At 41.4% G+C, this 16,788-nt stretch carries 18 protein-coding genes; all 18 read right to left on the bottom strand.

The annotated features are described in order from the left end of the window. Positions 1-232: 232 nt before the first annotated feature. The 18 genes from trmFO to ftsY all read right to left on the bottom strand — a co-directional run bounded on the left by trmFO (position 233) and on the right by ftsY (position 16,781). Positions 233-1,543, bottom strand: coding sequence for an FADH(2)-oxidizing methylenetetrahydrofolate--tRNA-(uracil(54)-C(5))-methyltransferase TrmFO (gene trmFO / locus CSV61_RS02975; protein WP_083035419.1), 1,311 nt, complete (start codon positions 1,541-1,543; stop codon positions 233-235). A gap of 43 nt (positions 1,544-1,586) precedes the next feature. Further along, positions 1,587-3,662, bottom strand: coding sequence for a type I DNA topoisomerase (gene topA, locus CSV61_RS02970; protein ID WP_099638051.1), 2,076 nt, complete (start codon positions 3,660-3,662; stop codon positions 1,587-1,589). Positions 3,663-3,787: 125 nt separating this feature from the next. Beyond that, a complete protein-coding gene (gene dprA / locus CSV61_RS02965) occupies positions 3,788-4,666 on the bottom strand; it encodes a DNA-processing protein DprA (RefSeq protein WP_099638050.1) in 879 nt (292 codons plus the stop codon). 73 nt (positions 4,667-4,739) lie between these two features. After that, positions 4,740-5,642: a succinate--CoA ligase subunit alpha gene (sucD, locus tag CSV61_RS02960; protein ID WP_099638049.1), complete on the bottom strand. Its 903-nt coding sequence runs from the start codon at positions 5,640-5,642 to the stop codon at positions 4,740-4,742. A gap of 18 nt (positions 5,643-5,660) precedes the next feature. Next, the gene (gene sucC, locus CSV61_RS02955) at positions 5,661-6,821 is read right to left on the bottom strand and encodes an ADP-forming succinate--CoA ligase subunit beta (protein WP_083035415.1); all 1,161 of its coding nucleotides are present in this window, start codon (positions 6,819-6,821) and stop codon (positions 5,661-5,663) included. A gap of 133 nt (positions 6,822-6,954) precedes the next feature. Then, positions 6,955-7,242 (bottom strand): EscU/YscU/HrcU family type III secretion system export apparatus switch protein, encoded by a 288-nt coding sequence (locus CSV61_RS02950; RefSeq protein WP_083035414.1) that lies wholly within the window; start codon positions 7,240-7,242, stop codon positions 6,955-6,957. Further along, complete coding sequence (locus tag CSV61_RS02945; RefSeq protein WP_099638048.1) at positions 7,239-9,158, bottom strand: hypothetical protein; 1,920 nt, start codon at positions 9,156-9,158, stop codon at positions 7,239-7,241. The genes CSV61_RS02950 and CSV61_RS02945 overlap by 4 nt, the downstream gene beginning before the upstream one ends. Then, entirely contained in the window at positions 9,155-9,928 is a 774-nt protein-coding gene (locus CSV61_RS02940) for a ribonuclease HII (protein ID WP_199173576.1), read from the bottom strand. The genes CSV61_RS02945 and CSV61_RS02940 overlap by 4 nt, the downstream gene beginning before the upstream one ends. Before the next feature lie 115 nt (positions 9,929-10,043). Beyond that, the gene (gene ylqF / locus CSV61_RS02935) at positions 10,044-10,898 is read right to left on the bottom strand and encodes a ribosome biogenesis GTPase YlqF (RefSeq protein ID WP_099638046.1); all 855 of its coding nucleotides are present in this window, start codon (positions 10,896-10,898) and stop codon (positions 10,044-10,046) included. 18 nt (positions 10,899-10,916) lie between these two features. Further along, positions 10,917-11,480 (bottom strand): signal peptidase I, encoded by a 564-nt coding sequence (gene lepB / locus CSV61_RS02930; protein ID WP_099638045.1) that lies wholly within the window; start codon positions 11,478-11,480, stop codon positions 10,917-10,919. A 106-nt stretch (positions 11,481-11,586) separates the two neighbouring features. After that, positions 11,587-11,931, bottom strand: coding sequence for a 50S ribosomal protein L19 (rplS, locus tag CSV61_RS02925; RefSeq protein WP_083035409.1), 345 nt, complete (start codon positions 11,929-11,931; stop codon positions 11,587-11,589). Positions 11,932-12,057: 126 nt separating this feature from the next. After that, positions 12,058-12,795 (bottom strand): tRNA (guanosine(37)-N1)-methyltransferase TrmD, encoded by a 738-nt coding sequence (gene trmD / locus CSV61_RS02920; RefSeq protein ID WP_083036151.1) that lies wholly within the window; start codon positions 12,793-12,795, stop codon positions 12,058-12,060. Then, positions 12,795-13,310, bottom strand: a complete 516-nt coding sequence (gene rimM / locus CSV61_RS02915; RefSeq protein ID WP_083035408.1) for a ribosome maturation factor RimM — start codon at positions 13,308-13,310, stop codon at positions 12,795-12,797. The genes trmD and rimM overlap by 1 nt, the downstream gene beginning before the upstream one ends. Before the next feature lie 76 nt (positions 13,311-13,386). Further along, complete coding sequence (locus CSV61_RS02910) at positions 13,387-13,620, bottom strand: KH domain-containing protein (protein ID WP_099638043.1); 234 nt, start codon at positions 13,618-13,620, stop codon at positions 13,387-13,389. A gap of 15 nt (positions 13,621-13,635) precedes the next feature. Beyond that, the gene (gene rpsP, locus CSV61_RS02905; protein WP_029052320.1) at positions 13,636-13,908 is read right to left on the bottom strand and encodes a 30S ribosomal protein S16; all 273 of its coding nucleotides are present in this window, start codon (positions 13,906-13,908) and stop codon (positions 13,636-13,638) included. 92 nt (positions 13,909-14,000) lie between these two features. After that, complete coding sequence (gene ffh / locus CSV61_RS02900; protein ID WP_099638042.1) at positions 14,001-15,356, bottom strand: signal recognition particle protein; 1,356 nt, start codon at positions 15,354-15,356, stop codon at positions 14,001-14,003. Between the two features lie 12 nt (positions 15,357-15,368). Then, the gene (locus tag CSV61_RS02895; protein WP_083036149.1) at positions 15,369-15,698 is read right to left on the bottom strand and encodes a putative DNA-binding protein; all 330 of its coding nucleotides are present in this window, start codon (positions 15,696-15,698) and stop codon (positions 15,369-15,371) included. A 60-nt stretch (positions 15,699-15,758) separates the two neighbouring features. Continuing rightward, positions 15,759-16,781 (bottom strand): signal recognition particle-docking protein FtsY, encoded by a 1,023-nt coding sequence (ftsY, locus tag CSV61_RS02890; protein ID WP_099638041.1) that lies wholly within the window; start codon positions 16,779-16,781, stop codon positions 15,759-15,761. Positions 16,782-16,788: the final 7 nt, after the last annotated feature.

The following is a 16,788-nucleotide window of genomic DNA, read 5'->3' as shown; positions in this document are numbered from 1 at the left end:
TTAGCAAGGAATTTAGGGCAACTTTGAAAAACTGATTCTTGATCATTTTTAAATATAAGAACTATTTTCGTCACATAACAGTCAAATTACTTTAACAGCTAAGGAATTTTCTTCATATCCGCGATTAATTCTCCCGAAATATATGACGTCATATCTAGTAAGAAGTTGCACATGGCTAGTACAACAAAAAAACTGAAGACAGAACTCCGATTACGTGGAGTTCGATCTTCAGTTATATGTTTGTCATTAATTTAAATTCTTGCAATGCATCCAATGCGCGCGTCGCATGTTTGTTTGCTCGTTCGGCTTTTGTTCTATACCGCCTATTTAGCTCAGGGAATAATCCAAAATTGATGTTAATCGGCTGGAAATTCGTTGGGTCGGCTTCGGTAATATAACGCGCCATGCTGCCAAGAGCTGTTTCTCTCGGAAAACGGACTGGCTTCTCGCCCTTTGCCAGCTGCGCCGCATTAATACCTGCAATCAATCCTGACCCTGCTGATTCAACATAGCCTTCTACACCTGTTACTTGACCCGCAAATAGGATGGTTGGCTGTGTTTTAAGTTGATATGTGCAGTTCAATACTCTAGGTGAGTTGATAAATGTATTACGATGCATCACACCATAGCGCACGATATCCACATTTTCCAATCCAGGTATCAATTTTAATACTTCTTTTTGCGCTCCCCATTTTAGATGTGTCTGAAATCCTACTAGGTTATATAATGTGCCCGCCGCGTTATCCTGTCGTAACTGAATAACCGCTTTTGGCTCTTTTCCTGTCTTAGGATCTTCAAGTCCAACCGGTTTTAACGGACCGAATAACATCGTCTTGACACCGCGCTTCGCCATCTCTTCGATTGGCATACATCCTTCAAAGTAAAGTTCTTTTTCAAAATCCTTTAAAGGTGCAACTTCAGCTGAGGTTAAAGCTTCATAAAATCGTTCGAATTCTTCGTTATTCATAGGGCAATTTAAATATGCTGCTTCACCTTTATCATAACGTGACTTCAAATACACTTTATCCATATCGATGGAATCGGCTTCTACGATTGGGGCTGCCGCATCATAGAAGTATAAGTAATCTTCTCCAGTCAGCTGCCGTATTTCTTCAGCTAATACTGGTGAAGTGAGTGGACCAGAGGCAATTACTGTAATTCCTTCCGGTACTTTCACTACTTCTTCATTGATCACTTCTATATTCGGATGATTTCGGATCTTTTCAGTGACGTTGCCTGCGAATTCGTGACGATCTACTGCAAGCGCACCGCCAGCAGGTACCGCACAATCATCCGCGGCTTGGATAATCAATGAATTCAATTGACGCATCTCTTCTTTGATCACTCCGACAGCATTCGTCAGGTTATTGGCACGTAACGAGTTGCTACATACTAACTCCGCAAATTTATCTGTATGATGGGCGGGGGTTTGCTTCACAGGACGCATTTCAAATAGTTTTACTTGAATTCCCCTATTAGCTAATTGCCAAGCAGCCTCACTTCCGGCTAACCCTGCTCCGACCACGTTTACAATTTGCGTCATTACAACTACCTCTTTCTCATTATAATTAATTATTTTTTACATACTAGCCTTGCGGTTCTTCTTTATAATCACATTCAGTACATTGGATTTGAACGCCTTTTTTCAAGCGTTTCTCAACCATTGTATGCTGACATTTCGGACAAGGTCTTGCGATCGGTTTATCCCATGAAACATAGTCACATTCAGGATATTGATCACAACCGAAGAAGATTCTTTTTGTCTTACTTTTACGTTCGACCACTTCGCCTTCTTTACACTTCGGACATTTCACACCAATTGGTTTGATAATAGCCTTCGTATTACGACAATCAGGGAAGTTGGAGCAAGCCATGAATTTTCCATAACGTCCCATTTTGTAAACCATCGGAGAACCACATTTCTCACAATCTTCGCCCGCTGGTTCATCTTTGATTTCAATTTTTTCCATTTCGGCATCGGCTACTTCTACGTGTTTTTCGAAATCACGATAGAAATCATCGATCACAGTGCGCCATTCGATTGTGCCTTCTTCTACATGGTCGAGACGTTGTTCCATTTGTCTGGTAAATTCGATATCGATGATATTAGGGAAGTATTGATCCACTGCTTGATGGACGATTCCCCCGAGTTCTGTTGGAATAAATCGTTTGGCATCCAGTGTGACGTATCCACGCTTTTGAATAGTATCAAGTGTTGGTGCGTACGTAGAAGGTCTACCTATACCTAGCTCTTCAAGCGTCTTCACTAAACGTGCCTCCGAATATCTTGGCGGCGGCTGCGTGAAATGCTGTTTCGGATCCACTTCTGCATATTTAATACGCTCGCCTTCTTCAAGAGGTGGTAAAATATTTTCCTTTTCTTCTTGTTGATCATCATTGCCTTCGATATACACTTTCATAAAACCCGGAAATTTCACTTGAGAGCCGGATGCTCTGAAGCGAATATCGCCATTTAAGAAATCAGCAGTCACCGTATCCAAAACAGCTGGAGCCATTTGACTTGCGATGAGACGCTCCCAAATCAATTTATATAGACGATGTTGGTCTCTTGTTAAGAACGCTTTCATCGCGTCTGGTGGCCGCATAGCTGAAGTTGGCCTCACTGCTTCGTGTGCATCCTGTGTTTTTGCTTTAGCTTTCGTCTTCTTCGTACTAGTTGAAATAAATTCTTCACCATACATCGTGTGGATGAATGACTTCACTTCTTCTTTTGCAGTATCAGAGATTCTCGTCGAGTCGGTACGCATATACGTAATCAAACCAACTGTACCTTCTTTTCCGATCGCAATTCCTTCATATAATTGTTGCGCTAGCATCATCGTTTTTCTCGCACGGAAATTCAGCTTACGTGCTGCCTCTTGTTGAAGGGATGAGGTTGTGAACGGCAACGCTGGGTTACGTTTACGTTCTTTTTTCACTACTTTTGATACTTCGAATTCGTCTGGCTTTATTGAATTGACGATTTTTTCCACTTGCTCTTGATTCGTCAGTTTCACTTTTTCTGCAGCATCGCCATAAAATTGTGCTTCAAAAGTTTTGTTATCTTTAGTGAATTGTGAAGTAATGGACCAGTACTCTTCTGGTTCAAATGCATTGATTTCATTTTCTCGGTCAATGATTAAACGCAAAGCAACTGATTGGACGCGTCCTGCGGATAATCCTTTTTTTACTTTCTTCCAAAGGATCGGGCTAATGTTATAGCCTACCAATCTATCCAATATCCTTCTCGCTTGCTGTGCGTCCACTAAATCCATGTTAATAGGACGAGGGTGTTTAAAAGATTCTTTGATTGCTTCTTTTGTGATTTCATTGAAGACCACGCGGCAATCAGATTCGATATCTACACCTAATTGGTGTGATAAATGCCAAGCTATTGCTTCCCCTTCACGATCCGGGTCAGCCGCTAGAAAAATTTTCTTCGCTTTTTTTGCTTCTTTTTTTAAGTCTTGAAGAATTGGTCCTTTTCCTCGGATCGTAATATACTTCGGTTCATAATTATTTTCGGTATCTACACCCATTTGACTGCGGGGTAAATCACGTAAATGACCAAGTGATGCACTAACTTTATACTTCTTTCCTAAGTAACGTTCAATCGTTTTCGCTTTAGCAGGCGATTCCACTATTACTAAGTAATCTGCCATATCGTTCCCTCCTCAGAGAGATTTCTTTATATTTATTCAGCAAAAGAATATCTGTTGCAAAATGTATAACAGTTTTCAGGATAATGCAACCTTTTAAACATCTGCCAAAAAGAGGATAGTCCAATTTATAGTAAAGAATCAATAATCTGATAACCACTCCATAACGGCTTGGCCCCTTCATCCAACAGCTTATTTGGACCTGCGGATAGAGCAGAATCTATCGAGCCAGGCACTGCAAATATTTCTTTTCCATGATCAAGAGCATGTTCGACTGTACTCATCGTTCCGCTTTTTTCGACAGATTCTGTAATGACTAACGCGCTGGATAAACCACTAATAATCCGATTGCGCATAGGAAATGTCCATTTTGCCGGCGGAAAGTACGGTGGATATTCCGTCACAAGTAAATGATTTTTCGCTATTTCTTCAGCAATTTTTTGATTCTTTTTCGGATACATATGAGAAAACCCATGACCTAAAACGCCAATTGTCTTTCCACCGTACCCGATAGCAGCTTGATGTGCCATCGTATCTGCTCCATCTGCTAAACCTGAGACAATTGGGATATGATGATCGACGAGTGGCGGCACAATAAATTCCAACGCTTTTTTGGAATAGCTCGTCGCTTTGCGGGAACCAATGATGCCAACACAAGGATGTTTTTTCAATAAAAGAGTATTCCCTTTAGTATAAAGAATAGCAGGTGGATCACATAGTCGTTTTAACTCCTCGGGATAATTGGAATGAAAATACGTGATGGGAATACAATCGTTTTTCTTTAACATTTCCACTATAGGAAGACAAGATATTTCTTTATATTTCACTGGAAATTGTTCCGTTTTTTCAAGGGGTAAATTTAAAACATACGACCACTGAAGAGCGGAGTAAGAGTGTAAATCTTCTAATGAAGGGTTCTCTTGTAATAGATTCGTAAAGCGATTAAAAGGTACTGGATGGATATAATGTACGTACAATAAATGGAGTTGTTGATTAGTATATAGCATCGAATTCTCCTCTGTTCGACACTACAAGCATGAGCACGAAAAAAGGAGTAGCAATTAAGCTACTCCTTTCAGTTTACTTCGTTTTACATTTCTCGTATAGTCCTTTTTCTTTCAGGACTTTGATTAATGTTTCACCTATGACAGAAGGTGTTTCTGCGACTTGAACGTCAGCTGCTTGTAAAGCTTTGATTTTATCAGCAGCTGTACCTTTACCTCCGGAAATTATAGCGCCTGCGTGTCCCATACGCTTACCTTCAGGTGCTGTTTGACCACCGATAAAGCCAACTACAGGCTTCGTCATATTTTCTTTAATCCAAGTGGCTGCTTCTTCTTCTGCAGTACCACCAATCTCACCGATCATGACTACTGCATATGTCTCGGGATCTTCATTGAATGCTTTCAAGACGTCGATAAAGTTCGTGCCGTTTACCGGGTCTCCACCAATTCCGACAGCCGTAGTTTGACCGATTCCTTCTTGTGTCAACTGATGAACCGCTTCATACGTTAGTGTACCTGAACGAGAAACTACGCCCACATGCCCTTTTGTATGAATATAGCCTGGCATAATACCGATCTTCGTCTCATCTGCAGTGATGACACCTGGACAGTTTGGACCGATCAAGCGAGTATTTTTGCCTTCCATATAACGCTTCACTTTAATCATATCTAGAACAGGAATATGCTCTGTAATACAGATTGTCATTTCCAGTTCAGCATCTACGCCTTCCATAATTGCATCCGCTGCAAATGGTGCAGGAACATAGATAATGGAAACAGTTGCGCCTGTTTCTTTAACTGCTTCTTCCACAGTATCAAATACCGGCACGCCTTCCACTGTCTGACCGCCTTTACCAGGCGTTACGCCAGCGACAATTTTCGTACCATATTCCAACATTTGCTGTGTATGGAACAGGGCAGTGGAACCTGTAATTCCTTGTACAATGACTTTTGTATCTTTATTTACATAAATACTCATGATTTGTACCTGCCTTTCTTATCCTATCAACTCGACGATTTTTTCCGCGCCTTCTGCCATGGAATCCGCTGCAACAATATTGATGCCGGACTCTTTCAGCAAGGCTTTCCCGCGTTCTACATTCGTTCCTTCAAGACGCACGACAAGTGGTACTTGAAGCCCTACTTCTTTAGCAGCTTCAATTACACCTTCAGCAATTACGTCACATTTCATGATTCCGCCAAAGATATTAACAAAAATACCTTTTACTTTTGGATCAGATAAAATAATTTTGAAAGCAGCCGCTACTTTTTCTTTCTTCGCGCCGCCCCCAACATCCAAGAAGTTAGCGGGTTCTCCGCCATAGAAATGAATCGTGTCCATTGTAGCCATCGCTAAACCGGCTCCGTTAACCATGCAACCGATATTTCCGTCTAGAGAAATATAGCTCAAGTCATACTTGGATGCTTCAATTTCTTTCGGATCCTCTTCATCATAGTCACGTAATTCCATAATGTCTTTATGACGGAATGTCGCGTTATCGTCAAAGTTGAATTTCGCGTCCAATGCAAGTACACGATTATCTTTTGTTACGACCAGTGGATTAATCTCCACGATTGATGCATCTTTTTCACTGAATACTTTATATAATCCTAAGAAAAAGCTTACTGCTTTATTGATAAGATTGCTTGGGATCTCCATGTTGAACGCCATACGACGTGCCTGGAAAGGAACCAAACCAACTACCGGATCTATTACTTCATAGAAAATCTTTTCAGGGCTATGTTCTGCCACCTCTTCGATTTCTACGCCACCTTCTGCTGAACCCATCAATGTTACACGATCTGTTGCTCGGTCCACGACGAGGCCGATATAGAATTCTTTATCAATATCGATTCCTTCTTCAACAAGAAGACGTTTTACTTCTTGCCCTTTAGGACCAGTCTGGTGTGTTACAAGTTGCGTACCGATTAAATCAGCTGCTACTGAACGCACTTCATCAAGCGTTTTCACAATCTTGACTCCGCCTGCTTTACCGCGTCCACCTGCGTGTATTTGCGCTTTTACCACAATAGGCTCTGTACCGATTTCTTTCGCGATTGCCATTGCTTCTTTTGGTGAAAATGCGACACGGCCTTTCGAAACAGCCACTCCATAATCTCTCAATAGCTGCTTCCCTTGATATTCATGGATGTTCATACGTACTGCCTCCATTCGATTTACAATTGCTTGAAGTTCAACTACTGTTTTATTGTAATCAAACCGTCACACATTGTCCATGAATCGCTATTGTAAAACAAAATTCTTTAATTTCCCACAATTTAAAAGCACCTTATCTTATATTGCTTTTTTCACGATCTAAACGATAAATATACGCGAACACTTCCGATACAGCTTGGTAGAGTTCTTCAGGTATCGTATCGTTGACATTTAATTGACCAAGTAATTCCAGCAGACTTGGATCTTCCTGAACGGGAATAGCATGTTCTTGCGCGCGTTCAAGAATATTTTCAGCAATTTTCCCTTTTCCTTTCGCTATTACTTTCGGAGCATCTGATACTTCAGGATCATAGGACAATGCAACGGCTTCTTTTCTTGTAAAACGTTGTTCATTTTTCATATCCTGTAATCTACTCCTCCCTCATCCAACTGGAAGGTGTTAGCCGCTTTTTTGATGTTTTGCTGTTTTTCTGTGAATGCTTTAAACATAACGCCTGACAGTTTATAACCTACTCCTTCAAGGCCTTCTTTCAAGACATCTTGGAAAGTTGCACCCGTTGTCTTCAATGAAGATTCATCATTATAAATTGTTAAATTCACCACTTTATTTTGCACGTGCATATCGACTAATGTTGTCGCTAGTGATTCTAATTCTAAATAAAATAATATCCGTGCAAAGGCTGGGTCAATTTTCCCATTTTCTTTCATACGGCTATTCCATTGCAACGTAGCATCAATTTTCTTACCAAACATTTCAAGTGGCAGTTGCATAATCAGCTGTTGTTGCGTGCCTGTCTCTCCTGACTGGAGTAGAGTTCCATTCATGCGAAGTACCATGGTCTCCGCTGCCTCACGCAGTGCCGGTGAAAGCGATGGATCTTGCAGCATGGCTAGCAATTGGGGTTTTAAAGTGCTTGCCAAATTGGCTACATCAGGTTCTTTTGCACCGAGCATCGCTTCGTAATTCACACCTAATGTACTCAATACATGTTGTATGGCTTCTTTCATGACTGCTCCATTTACCGTCTGTGATACTTGAGTTTCAGCATGCTGAATTAATTGTTTCACTTGACTACTCTCTGACTTTTCAGCCGTTTGCATTAATGCCCGAATTGCCTCATTTTCTTTATTTTGTGGTACTAAAAGCGAAAGTACCGACTGTTGTTCTTCCTTCATCATAGTTGGTTGCTGTGATGAAATAGCGGCTGTTTGTGTTGCTGTAACTTGTGTAAATACTTTACTAAATTGCTCAACGACAATAGCTTTAGCACCATCTGTCATGGGTTGTTGGGTTATCTGATTCATCACAGTCTGCAATGCGTTTTTTACGGATTCCGGAAGTGTAGTGTTGGGTAGCTGCTGCGTAATATTTTGAACAACAGCTTTCATTGTTTGTTGATTTGCAACAGGCGTCTGACTCAACTGAGTTATTAAAGACTGTATAGCCTTATTGGCCTCTGTTTGATTCGTCATGACGCTAGTAACATTTGCAGGTAGCGTATCCGCTTTGGTGGTCTGCTCAGCCAATACTTGAGGCAAGTTTGCCAACGACGTTCGAGCTGGCAGTATATCAGCGCTTTTTAATAATTGTAGTGCAGCAAACCGGTCTGCTTGACTAGCTTGGGAGTTAAGCAATTGGGATACAGTTTGATTAAGCAGTTCCTTCCCTACCGCTTGGCTTAAAGGAGAAGACAGAGCTTGCATCGTCACCAGAAGCTGTTCACGCATTGCTGGAGGCAGGTTAGGCTCACTTTGGATGGTAGTTAGCAGTGTTGTGAATTGTTGCGCAATCGTGCCCGTGTGAGCTTGTAGAAGCGATTGAAATATAGCAGGCGTAAAAGGTAGCCTTGCTTCAGCCATTTTTCCAAGCGTTGCGAGCGCCTCTGCTTTCATTCCTTCAGGCAATGTTTTCAGAAGGTTGACAGCTTCAAGCATATTTTCTTTTGTCATAGGAATCTTTTGCTTGACGATTGTCGCGAGTACATCTTTCATTTCTTTCGTTTTAGGTAAACTTAACGATTCCATTAACTGGCTGAGTTGAACTGACTGACCTTCTCCCCGCATCGGACCGGAAATAACCTGTAACCGTAATTCAGGTTCAGTGCCATTGACCTTAAAGTAATAATTATCTCCTGCCTGCATAGGCACTTCCAATTTTGCATACAACTGCTGATTCCCAACTTGCACTTGCGCCATTTGACCAGGAAATAATTGCGTGATCTTGCCATGTATCATTTGTCCTTCCTTCAGTGACAGCGGTTGAGTTTCCGTCGTAGTAGCTCTTGCAGATGAAGCGGATAATGAATGTAAGTTCATTGTCGATCCCTCCACATCGTTTTGATCGGTTCGAATGATTTACGATGATGCTCACAAAATCCATGTGTTTCAAGTCCTTGTATATGTTTCGCTGTTCCATATCCCGCATTCTCATTAAATGCATACCAAGGAAACTCCTCATGCAATTCATTCATCAGCGCATCACGGGTTGTTTTAGCTAATATAGAGGCAGCTGCAATAGATAAGCTTTTTTCATCACCTTTTACAATGGAATAACACGGGCATGTTGTGTGTAGATTCATTGCATCTGCTACCACTACATGTGGCGCTATGTCCAGTTCATTAACAGCCATTTCCATCGATTGTTTTGTTGCTTGATATATGTTCAATTCATCTATTACTTTAGCAGGTTGCACATGTATGGCGTACGCCACGGCCTGTTCCTTAATTAATCTAGCAAATTCTTGCCTTTTCTCTTTAGACACTTTCTTTGAATCGTCCAGTCCGATTAAAGCTGAGCAATCCTCAGGTAGTACAACCGCAGCTGTAACTACCGGTCCCGCCAAAGGCCCTCTTCCCGCTTCGTCAATTCCCGCCACTAATGAGACTCGTGAAGATCTATACGAATCATCAAAAGCTATTTTCTTTTGAAATTCTTGAATAAGTGCTTGTTTTTTATCATATCGAGCGCGCCACTGAATAATCGCTTGTTGAACACCTTTTCTAGTGTCGGCTTCTAGTTCCGTAAGCCACTCATTCGGTTCGTGTAACTCTAGTAATTGATCTTTTATTTGCTGTATAGTTGTCAATTTCTTCACCTGTCCATCTTCAATATGATTGTCTATGTATTATATCGGTTCCTACATGATTTTTTCGACAAAAAAGCAACGGTTCGGAATCAGAGTTCCAAGCCGTTGCGTCTAGTCATTCGAATTCCTCTGGGAAATCGAATGTTAATTTACCTACTTGCTGGTCGCGGATGTCTTGTACGATCATTTCTGCTACTTTGTCATAATCAATTTCTCCGCCTACAGTATATACTTTTCGACGTTCACCGATTGTATCGAACAATGATTGAATATGATCACCCACTGTGGTCATTTCATAGCGTTGCGCCAATCTTTCAGGATAATGCGTCTCTAAAAATCGAAGTCCATATACCGCAAGTTCCTCCATATTTAATATAGAGTCCTTGATTGCACCAGTTAACGCCAACTTATAACCAACTTGCTGGTCTTCAAACTTCGGCCACAGTACTCCTGGTGTATCCAAAAGTTCTAATTCTTTCTCGAATTTAATCCATTGTTGCGCTTTGGTTACACCCGGTTTGTTTCCTGTTTTCGCGATGTTTTTCTTCGCTAATCGGTTAATCAACGTAGATTTTCCAACGTTTGGAATACCGACTATCATTGCGCGAATTGCTCCTGGACGTATTCCTCGCTGCTTCATGCGGTCAAATTTGGGTTGCAAGATTTCTTTAGCCGCTTTGGTAACTGTTTGAATACCTTTACCTTCAAATGAGTTGATCGCCACAGTACGTAAGCCTCGCTGTTCAAAGTAGGCAATCCAACGTTTAGTTTGCACTTCGTCCGCTAAATCCATCTTATTTAAAATAAGCAATCTTGGTTTCTGCTGTGTCACTTCGTCTATCATAGGGTTACGTGATGAAAGCGGCAGCCTAGCATCAATTAACTCAAATACTATATCCACTAACTTTAGTTTTTCTGTGACTTCACGTCTTGCTTTCGCCATATGGCCTGGAAACCATTGAATAGCCATTCGAATCGTCTCCTTTCGTTATTTCACAATACCGAAGTCTTTAATCGGCCAGAATACTACACTGGTACTGCCGATGACTTCATCGATTGAAACTGCACCAATATGTCTGGAATCTTTACTTTTCCGACGGTTATCACCCATTACAAATATGTGATCTTCAGGCACTGTTTCTGCCTCGATTTGCGGTATGTCCTGCAGTGTAAAGTCTTCCGTTAGCGTACCATCTTGCACTTCCGCTTTGTATTGATCGAGGTACGGCTCTTCGTATGGTTCATCGTTTACATACAGTACATCATCTCTGTACTCCACTGTATCTCCTGGCAGACCAATCACACGTTTAATATAATCTTTCTGCTCAGGCGCATGGAATACTACGATATCGAAACGATGTGGTTCACCAATTGTATAACCGATTTTATTAACGATCATACGGTCCCCATGTTCCAACGTCGGCATCATGGAAATACCATCAACGACGATTGGTGTGAATAAAAAGATACGAATAATGGCGGCTAATCCAAACGCTATTAACAATGCTTTAATCCATTCCAGTCCTTCACTTCTCGTTTTTTTCTCTTCCATCAATCTAGCCTCCTGCCCTGTCTGTTATTATTGTACAGCCAATTGTCTTTCTGAGCAAAAAGAAAGGAGGCCAAGTACAAGGCCTCCTTCGTTTCTGTTTATCTTATTAGCGGAGTTCTTTAATACGTGCTGCTTTACCACGTAGTTTACGTAGGTAGTACAACTTCGCACGACGAACTTTACCGCGACGAGTTACTTCAATTTTAGCTAGCTTAGGTGTGTGTAATGGGAATGTACGCTCTACGCCAACACCATTTGAAATTTTACGTACAGTGAAAGTCTCGCTGATTCCGCCACCGCGACGTTTGATAACAATACCTTCGAACAACTGGATACGCTCACGAGTTCCCTCAATGATCTTCACGTGCAAGCGAAGTGTATCGCCAGGACGGAATGAAGGGTGTTCAGTGCGTAACTGATCTTTTGTAATATCTGCAATTAGTTTTTGCATGTTTTTCTCTCCTTCTTTTCTGATGCTCTTGCACGTTTTGCTTTGCAGCGGAACAACAGTAAAATAGGCGCTCTTAAAAAGCGCTTTATAAATCATAGCACACGCTTGTTAACGAATCAAGCTAAATTAACCTCTTTTTTGTACCCATTGCTGATAAAGTTTTTTTTGATGATCTGTTAACGGTGCTTCTTGCAATAATTCAGGACGCCGTTGTGCCGTTCGAATGAATGCTTGCTCTTCTCTCCACTTTTCAATCTCGGCATGATTGCCCGACAACAGCACAGGAGGCACTTCAAGGCCGTTGAACGTTGCTGGCCGAGTGTATTGCGGATGTTCTAACATACCCGTTGAAAACGAGTCGTGGACAGCCGATTGATCATTGCCTAGAACGTCAGGGAGTAACCGCACTACACTATCAATGATCGCCATAGAAGCAACTTCCCCACCCGTCAACACGAAGTCACCTAGTGAGATTTCATCCGTAACCAAATGTTCACGAATTCTCTCATCATATCCTTCGTAATGGCCACAGATAAAAACTAGATGTTGCTCTTTCGCAAGTTCTTCTGCTTTCTTCTGCGTGAAACGTTCGCCTTGTGGACACATTAAGATCACGCGGGGCTTACTGTTACTTGTGTTCGTGACGGCTTCTACAGCCGCAAAGAGAGGTTCAGGTTTCAGTACCATTCCTGCACCGCCACCGTACGGATAATCATCCACTTTTTTATGTTTGTTTGTTGAGTAGTCACGAAAATCCGTGACTGTAAACGATGCGGCTTGCTGTTCTTGCGCTTTTTTCATGATGGAAGATTGAAGTACACCTTCAAACATTTCTGGGAACAATGAAAGAACGTCGATTTTCATCATGAAAGCAATCCGTCCATCAATTCAATTTTAATGATTTGCTCGTCAATATCGATATCCTTTACCACATCTTCGATATATGGGATATAATGCGGCTTGCCTTCAGCAGGCGTTACCTCCCATACATCATTGGCACCTGTTTCAATAATTTCTGTAACCGTACCGATTTCTTCACCTGTTTCAGTAACCACGCGGCAGCCAATGATTTCATGATAATAAAATTCATTTTCTTCGAGTTCTGTCAATTCTTTCTCCGATACTTTGATTACACCGTCGCGGAACTTCTCGACATCATTGATATTTGGATAGCCTTCAAACATAAGTAAATCGAAATTTTTATGCTTACGGTGACTAATCACTTTCACAAACGTAGGTGCCTTGCTTTTTGGCATGAAGATCGCAAGCTCACTTCCCACTTCATATCGCTCATCCGGAAAATCCGTTTTGGACATCACACGAACTTCACCTTTAATACCATGCGTATTCACAATCGTGCCTACATTAAACCATTCCATTATTTCGCCTCCGTTATATAAATAAAAGTATTTATATGTGCAAAAAAGGAAGGAACCGGGGCTCCTTCCTTTTGGATCAATCCAAGATATCCAAATACACTTTTTTGCCGTGGTGGCTGCCTGCTGCTGAGTAAACAATCGTACGGATCGCTTTTGCCACACGACCTTGCTTCCCGATCACTTTACCCATATCTTCCGCATTCACTGATAACTGATAAACAACTCGTTGAGACTGTTCTTCAGCTACCACTTTCACGTCGTCCGGGTAATCGACTAACGGTTTTACAATTGTTTCAATCAGCTGCTTCATGTCCACCCCTCCAAATTACTTGCTGTATTTAGCGTTATGGAATTTTTCCATGATACCTTGCTCAGAGAACAAGTTACGAACTGTATCAGATGGTTTAGCTCCATCTTGAAGCCATTTCAAAGCCAATTCTTCGTTGATTTCAACTGTTGCTGGCTTTGTAAGCGGGTTGTATGTACCAACCTGATCGATTTGACGGCCGTCACGTGGTGCACGTGCATCAGCTACTACAATACGATAAAAAGGAGATCTCTTAGCTCCCATACGTTTTAGACGAATTTTAACTGCCATTATTATCTACACCTCCGAATAGTTTCACACAAGATAGTATATTACCAAGGTTTTATTTGTTTGTAAAGTGTTTTTTCTTAACACCTTCTATTTTATTTAAAAAACGCATCAAAACCAGGCATTTTACCTTTCTTCTTACCTTTTTGTTGCATATTGGTCATTTGCTTAACCATTTTCTTCATTTCCTCAAACTGCTTCAGCAAACGGTTGACTTCTTGAGTGGAAGTTCCAGAACCTGTAGCAATTCTTTTTTTGCGGCTCGCATTAATAATTTCCGGGTTTTCCCGTTCAGCAAGCGTCATAGAGTAAATGACTGCTTCCACACGACCCATCTGACTCTCATCCACTTTAGCATTGTCGAGTCCTTTGATTTTGTTCGCACCCGGCATCATTTTCAGAATTTCGTCGAGTGGTCCCATCTTCTTTACTTGTTGCATTTGATCAAGAAAGTCATCTAGCGTAAAGCTTTGAGTACGCAATTTCTGCTCTAACTCTTTCGCTTTATTTTCATCGACGTTTTCCTGCGCTTTTTCAATCAATGACATGACATCGCCCATACCTAAAATTCGTGACGCCATACGTTCTGGATGGAATGGTTCAAGCGCATCCATCTTTTCACCCATACCGACAAATTTGATTGGTTTTTCTGTAACGGTACGAATAGATAATGCCGCACCCCCACGTGTGTCCCCATCAAGTTTTGTTAAGATGACGCCAGTGATTCCAAGTGTATCATCGAAACTTTTCGCGACATTGACTGCATCTTGACCTGTCATCGCATCCACTACGAGGAATATTTCATCAGGATTAGTCAGTTCACGAATATCTTTCAGTTCCTGCATAAGTGCTTCATCCACATGGAGTCGACCTGCAGTATCAATGATTACAACATCATTATGCTCACGTTCTGCCTCTTCCATTGCTTGTTTGGCAATTTCAACAGGCGATTGATCGGTCCCCATAGAAAACACAGGTACTGTGATCTGTTTCCCTAACGTTTCCAGTTGTTGAATCGCTGCTGGGCGATATACATCCGCAGCCACAAGCAAAGGTTTCTTATTATGCTTTTTACGTAGAACTGTGGCTAATTTACCAGTAGACGTTGTTTTACCAGCACCTTGCAAACCTACCATCATGATGACTGTAGGCGATTTACGTGCGAATTGAATAGGATTTTGTTCTCCACCCATCAAATTCGTTAATTCGTCTTTTACGATTTTCACTACCTGCTGACCAGGTGTCAAACTTTTCATTACGTCCTGACCCACTGAGCGCTCGCTGACCGTCTTGACAAATTGTTTAACGACTTTCAAGTTAACGTCTGCTTCAATTAGTGCAAAACGCACTTCACGCATCATTTCTTTTACGTCAGCTTCGTTAATTTTACCTTTGCCTGTAATTTTATTCATAGTTCCTTGCAGGCGTTCGGCTAGACCTTCAAATGCCATAGACAATCCCCCCTATTCAAAATCCTTTAAGGTATGTAGCAATTTCATGAAGTGACTGGAATTTTGACTAGGAGCCATTTCTTCCAGTAGCTCTATAATTTCAAGTCGACCTTCATGCTTTTCAAACAGATTGAGTTTCTTCTCGTAATCTTCGAGCATAGCCTCAGTCCGTCTCACATTGTCATACACAGCCTGTCTCGATACGCCATACTGCTCAGCGATTTCACCGAGAGAAAGATCATCCAAATAATATAATTGCATATATAAACGTTGTTTGTCAGTTAATAATGATTGATAAAAATCAAAGAGGAAGTTCACTCTTGTCGTTTTTTCAAGCAAGATCACGACCTCCTTCAGCCACTATTCTATACTATCGTGCGCTTGTAATGCTGTCAAGTGATTTTACTTGTCTTCTTCAACTTCGTTTTCATCGTCTTCAGTTTCTTCCATTTCCAATCCGTTCGCAAACAATCCATAAACATATTTCACCGGATCGAAAGGTTGTAAATCATCGATGCCTTCACCGAGACCTACATATTTTACTGGAATATCGAGCTTATTACGAATAGCTAATACAATACCGCCTTTCGCTGTACCATCTAGCTTGGTCAATACAATCCCTGTGACATTCGTCGCGTCGTTAAATGTCTGCGCTTGGATTAACGCGTTCTGTCCAGTCGTCGCATCTAACGCCAATAATACTTCATGTGGAGCGTCTTCAATTTCTCGGCCAATGACGCGGTGTACTTTTTCTAGCTCATTCATCAAGTTCACTTTATTTTGTAAGCGACCTGCTGTATCACAGATTAACACATCAACATTACGCTTCTTAGCCGCCTTCACAGCATCAAAGATAACTGCAGCTGGATCTGAACCTTCTGCCTGACGTACAACCTCTACACCCGTACGTTCTCCCCAGACAACAAGCTGTTCAATGGCACCTGCGCGGAATGTATCACCGGCAGCTAGCATAACAGTTTTTCCCTCTTTCGTAAGGCGGGCAGCCATTTTTCCGATCGTTGTTGTTTTCCCCACACCGTTCACACCGACCATTAAAATTACGTTTAGTCTTCCTTCTTCGATATTCAGTTCACTAGAAACTTCTTCACCTGAATTGTAAATTTCTACAAGCTTCTCAGATATTAATGATTGCATACCTGAAGTGTCCTTGATATTTTTACGTTGCACTTCTTCTTTCAGCAAATCAATCAATTCCATAACCGTTTCGAAGCCTACGTCTGCTTGGAGTAATAATTCTTCCAATTCTTCGAAGAATTCTTCATCGACTACACGGAATCTAAATACTAAATCATTAACTTTCGATGTAAATGAGTCGCGTGTCTTTGTCAGTCCATCTTTGAACTTCTCTGCTACCACTTCGTTTGTTCCTGATATTTTATCTTTTATCTTCTTAAAGAAAGACATTCACTTC

The organism is Sporosarcina sp. P3 (genome assembly GCF_002743415.1).
Classification (GTDB): domain Bacteria; phylum Bacillota; class Bacilli; order Bacillales_A; family Planococcaceae; genus Sporosarcina; species Sporosarcina ureae_A.
This window is presented reverse-complemented; position numbering and strand designations above follow the sequence as displayed.

What these genes read in the sequence shown, in the direction of transcription:
- trmFO (WP_083035419.1), bottom strand. Translation starts at nt 1,543, where the DNA reads ATGACGCAAATTGTAAACGTGGTCGGAGCAGGGTTAGCCGGAAGTGAG.
- topA (WP_099638051.1), bottom strand. Translation starts at nt 3,662, where the DNA reads ATGGCAGATTACTTAGTAATAGTGGAATCGCCTGCTAAAGCGAAAACG.
- dprA (WP_099638050.1), bottom strand. Translation starts at nt 4,666, where the DNA reads ATGCTATATACTAATCAACAACTCCATTTATTGTACGTACATTATATC.
- sucD (WP_099638049.1), bottom strand. Translation starts at nt 5,642, where the DNA reads ATGAGTATTTATGTAAATAAAGATACAAAAGTCATTGTACAAGGAATT.
- sucC (WP_083035415.1), bottom strand. Translation starts at nt 6,821, where the DNA reads ATGAACATCCATGAATATCAAGGGAAGCAGCTATTGAGAGATTATGGA.
- CSV61_RS02950 (WP_083035414.1), bottom strand. Translation starts at nt 7,242, where the DNA reads ATGAAAAATGAACAACGTTTTACAAGAAAAGAAGCCGTTGCATTGTCC.
- CSV61_RS02945 (WP_099638048.1), bottom strand. Translation starts at nt 9,158, where the DNA reads ATGAACTTACATTCATTATCCGCTTCATCTGCAAGAGCTACTACGACG.
- ylqF (WP_099638046.1), bottom strand. Translation starts at nt 10,898, where the DNA reads ATGGCTATTCAATGGTTTCCAGGCCATATGGCGAAAGCAAGACGTGAA.
- lepB (WP_099638045.1), bottom strand. Translation starts at nt 11,480, where the DNA reads ATGGAAGAGAAAAAAACGAGAAGTGAAGGACTGGAATGGATTAAAGCA.
- rplS (WP_083035409.1), bottom strand. Translation starts at nt 11,931, where the DNA reads ATGCAAAAACTAATTGCAGATATTACAAAAGATCAGTTACGCACTGAA.
- trmD (WP_083036151.1), bottom strand. Translation starts at nt 12,795, where the DNA reads ATGAAAATCGACGTTCTTTCATTGTTCCCAGAAATGTTTGAAGGTGTA.
- rimM (WP_083035408.1), bottom strand. Translation starts at nt 13,310, where the DNA reads ATGGAATGGTTTAATGTAGGCACGATTGTGAATACGCATGGTATTAAA.
- CSV61_RS02910 (WP_099638043.1), bottom strand. Translation starts at nt 13,620, where the DNA reads ATGAAGCAGCTGATTGAAACAATTGTAAAACCGTTAGTCGATTACCCG.
- rpsP (WP_029052320.1), bottom strand. Translation starts at nt 13,908, where the DNA reads ATGGCAGTTAAAATTCGTCTAAAACGTATGGGAGCTAAGAGATCTCCT.
- ffh (WP_099638042.1), bottom strand. Translation starts at nt 15,356, where the DNA reads ATGGCATTTGAAGGTCTAGCCGAACGCCTGCAAGGAACTATGAATAAA.
- ftsY (WP_099638041.1), bottom strand. Translation starts at nt 16,781, where the DNA reads ATGTCTTTCTTTAAGAAGATAAAAGATAAAATATCAGGAACAAACGAA.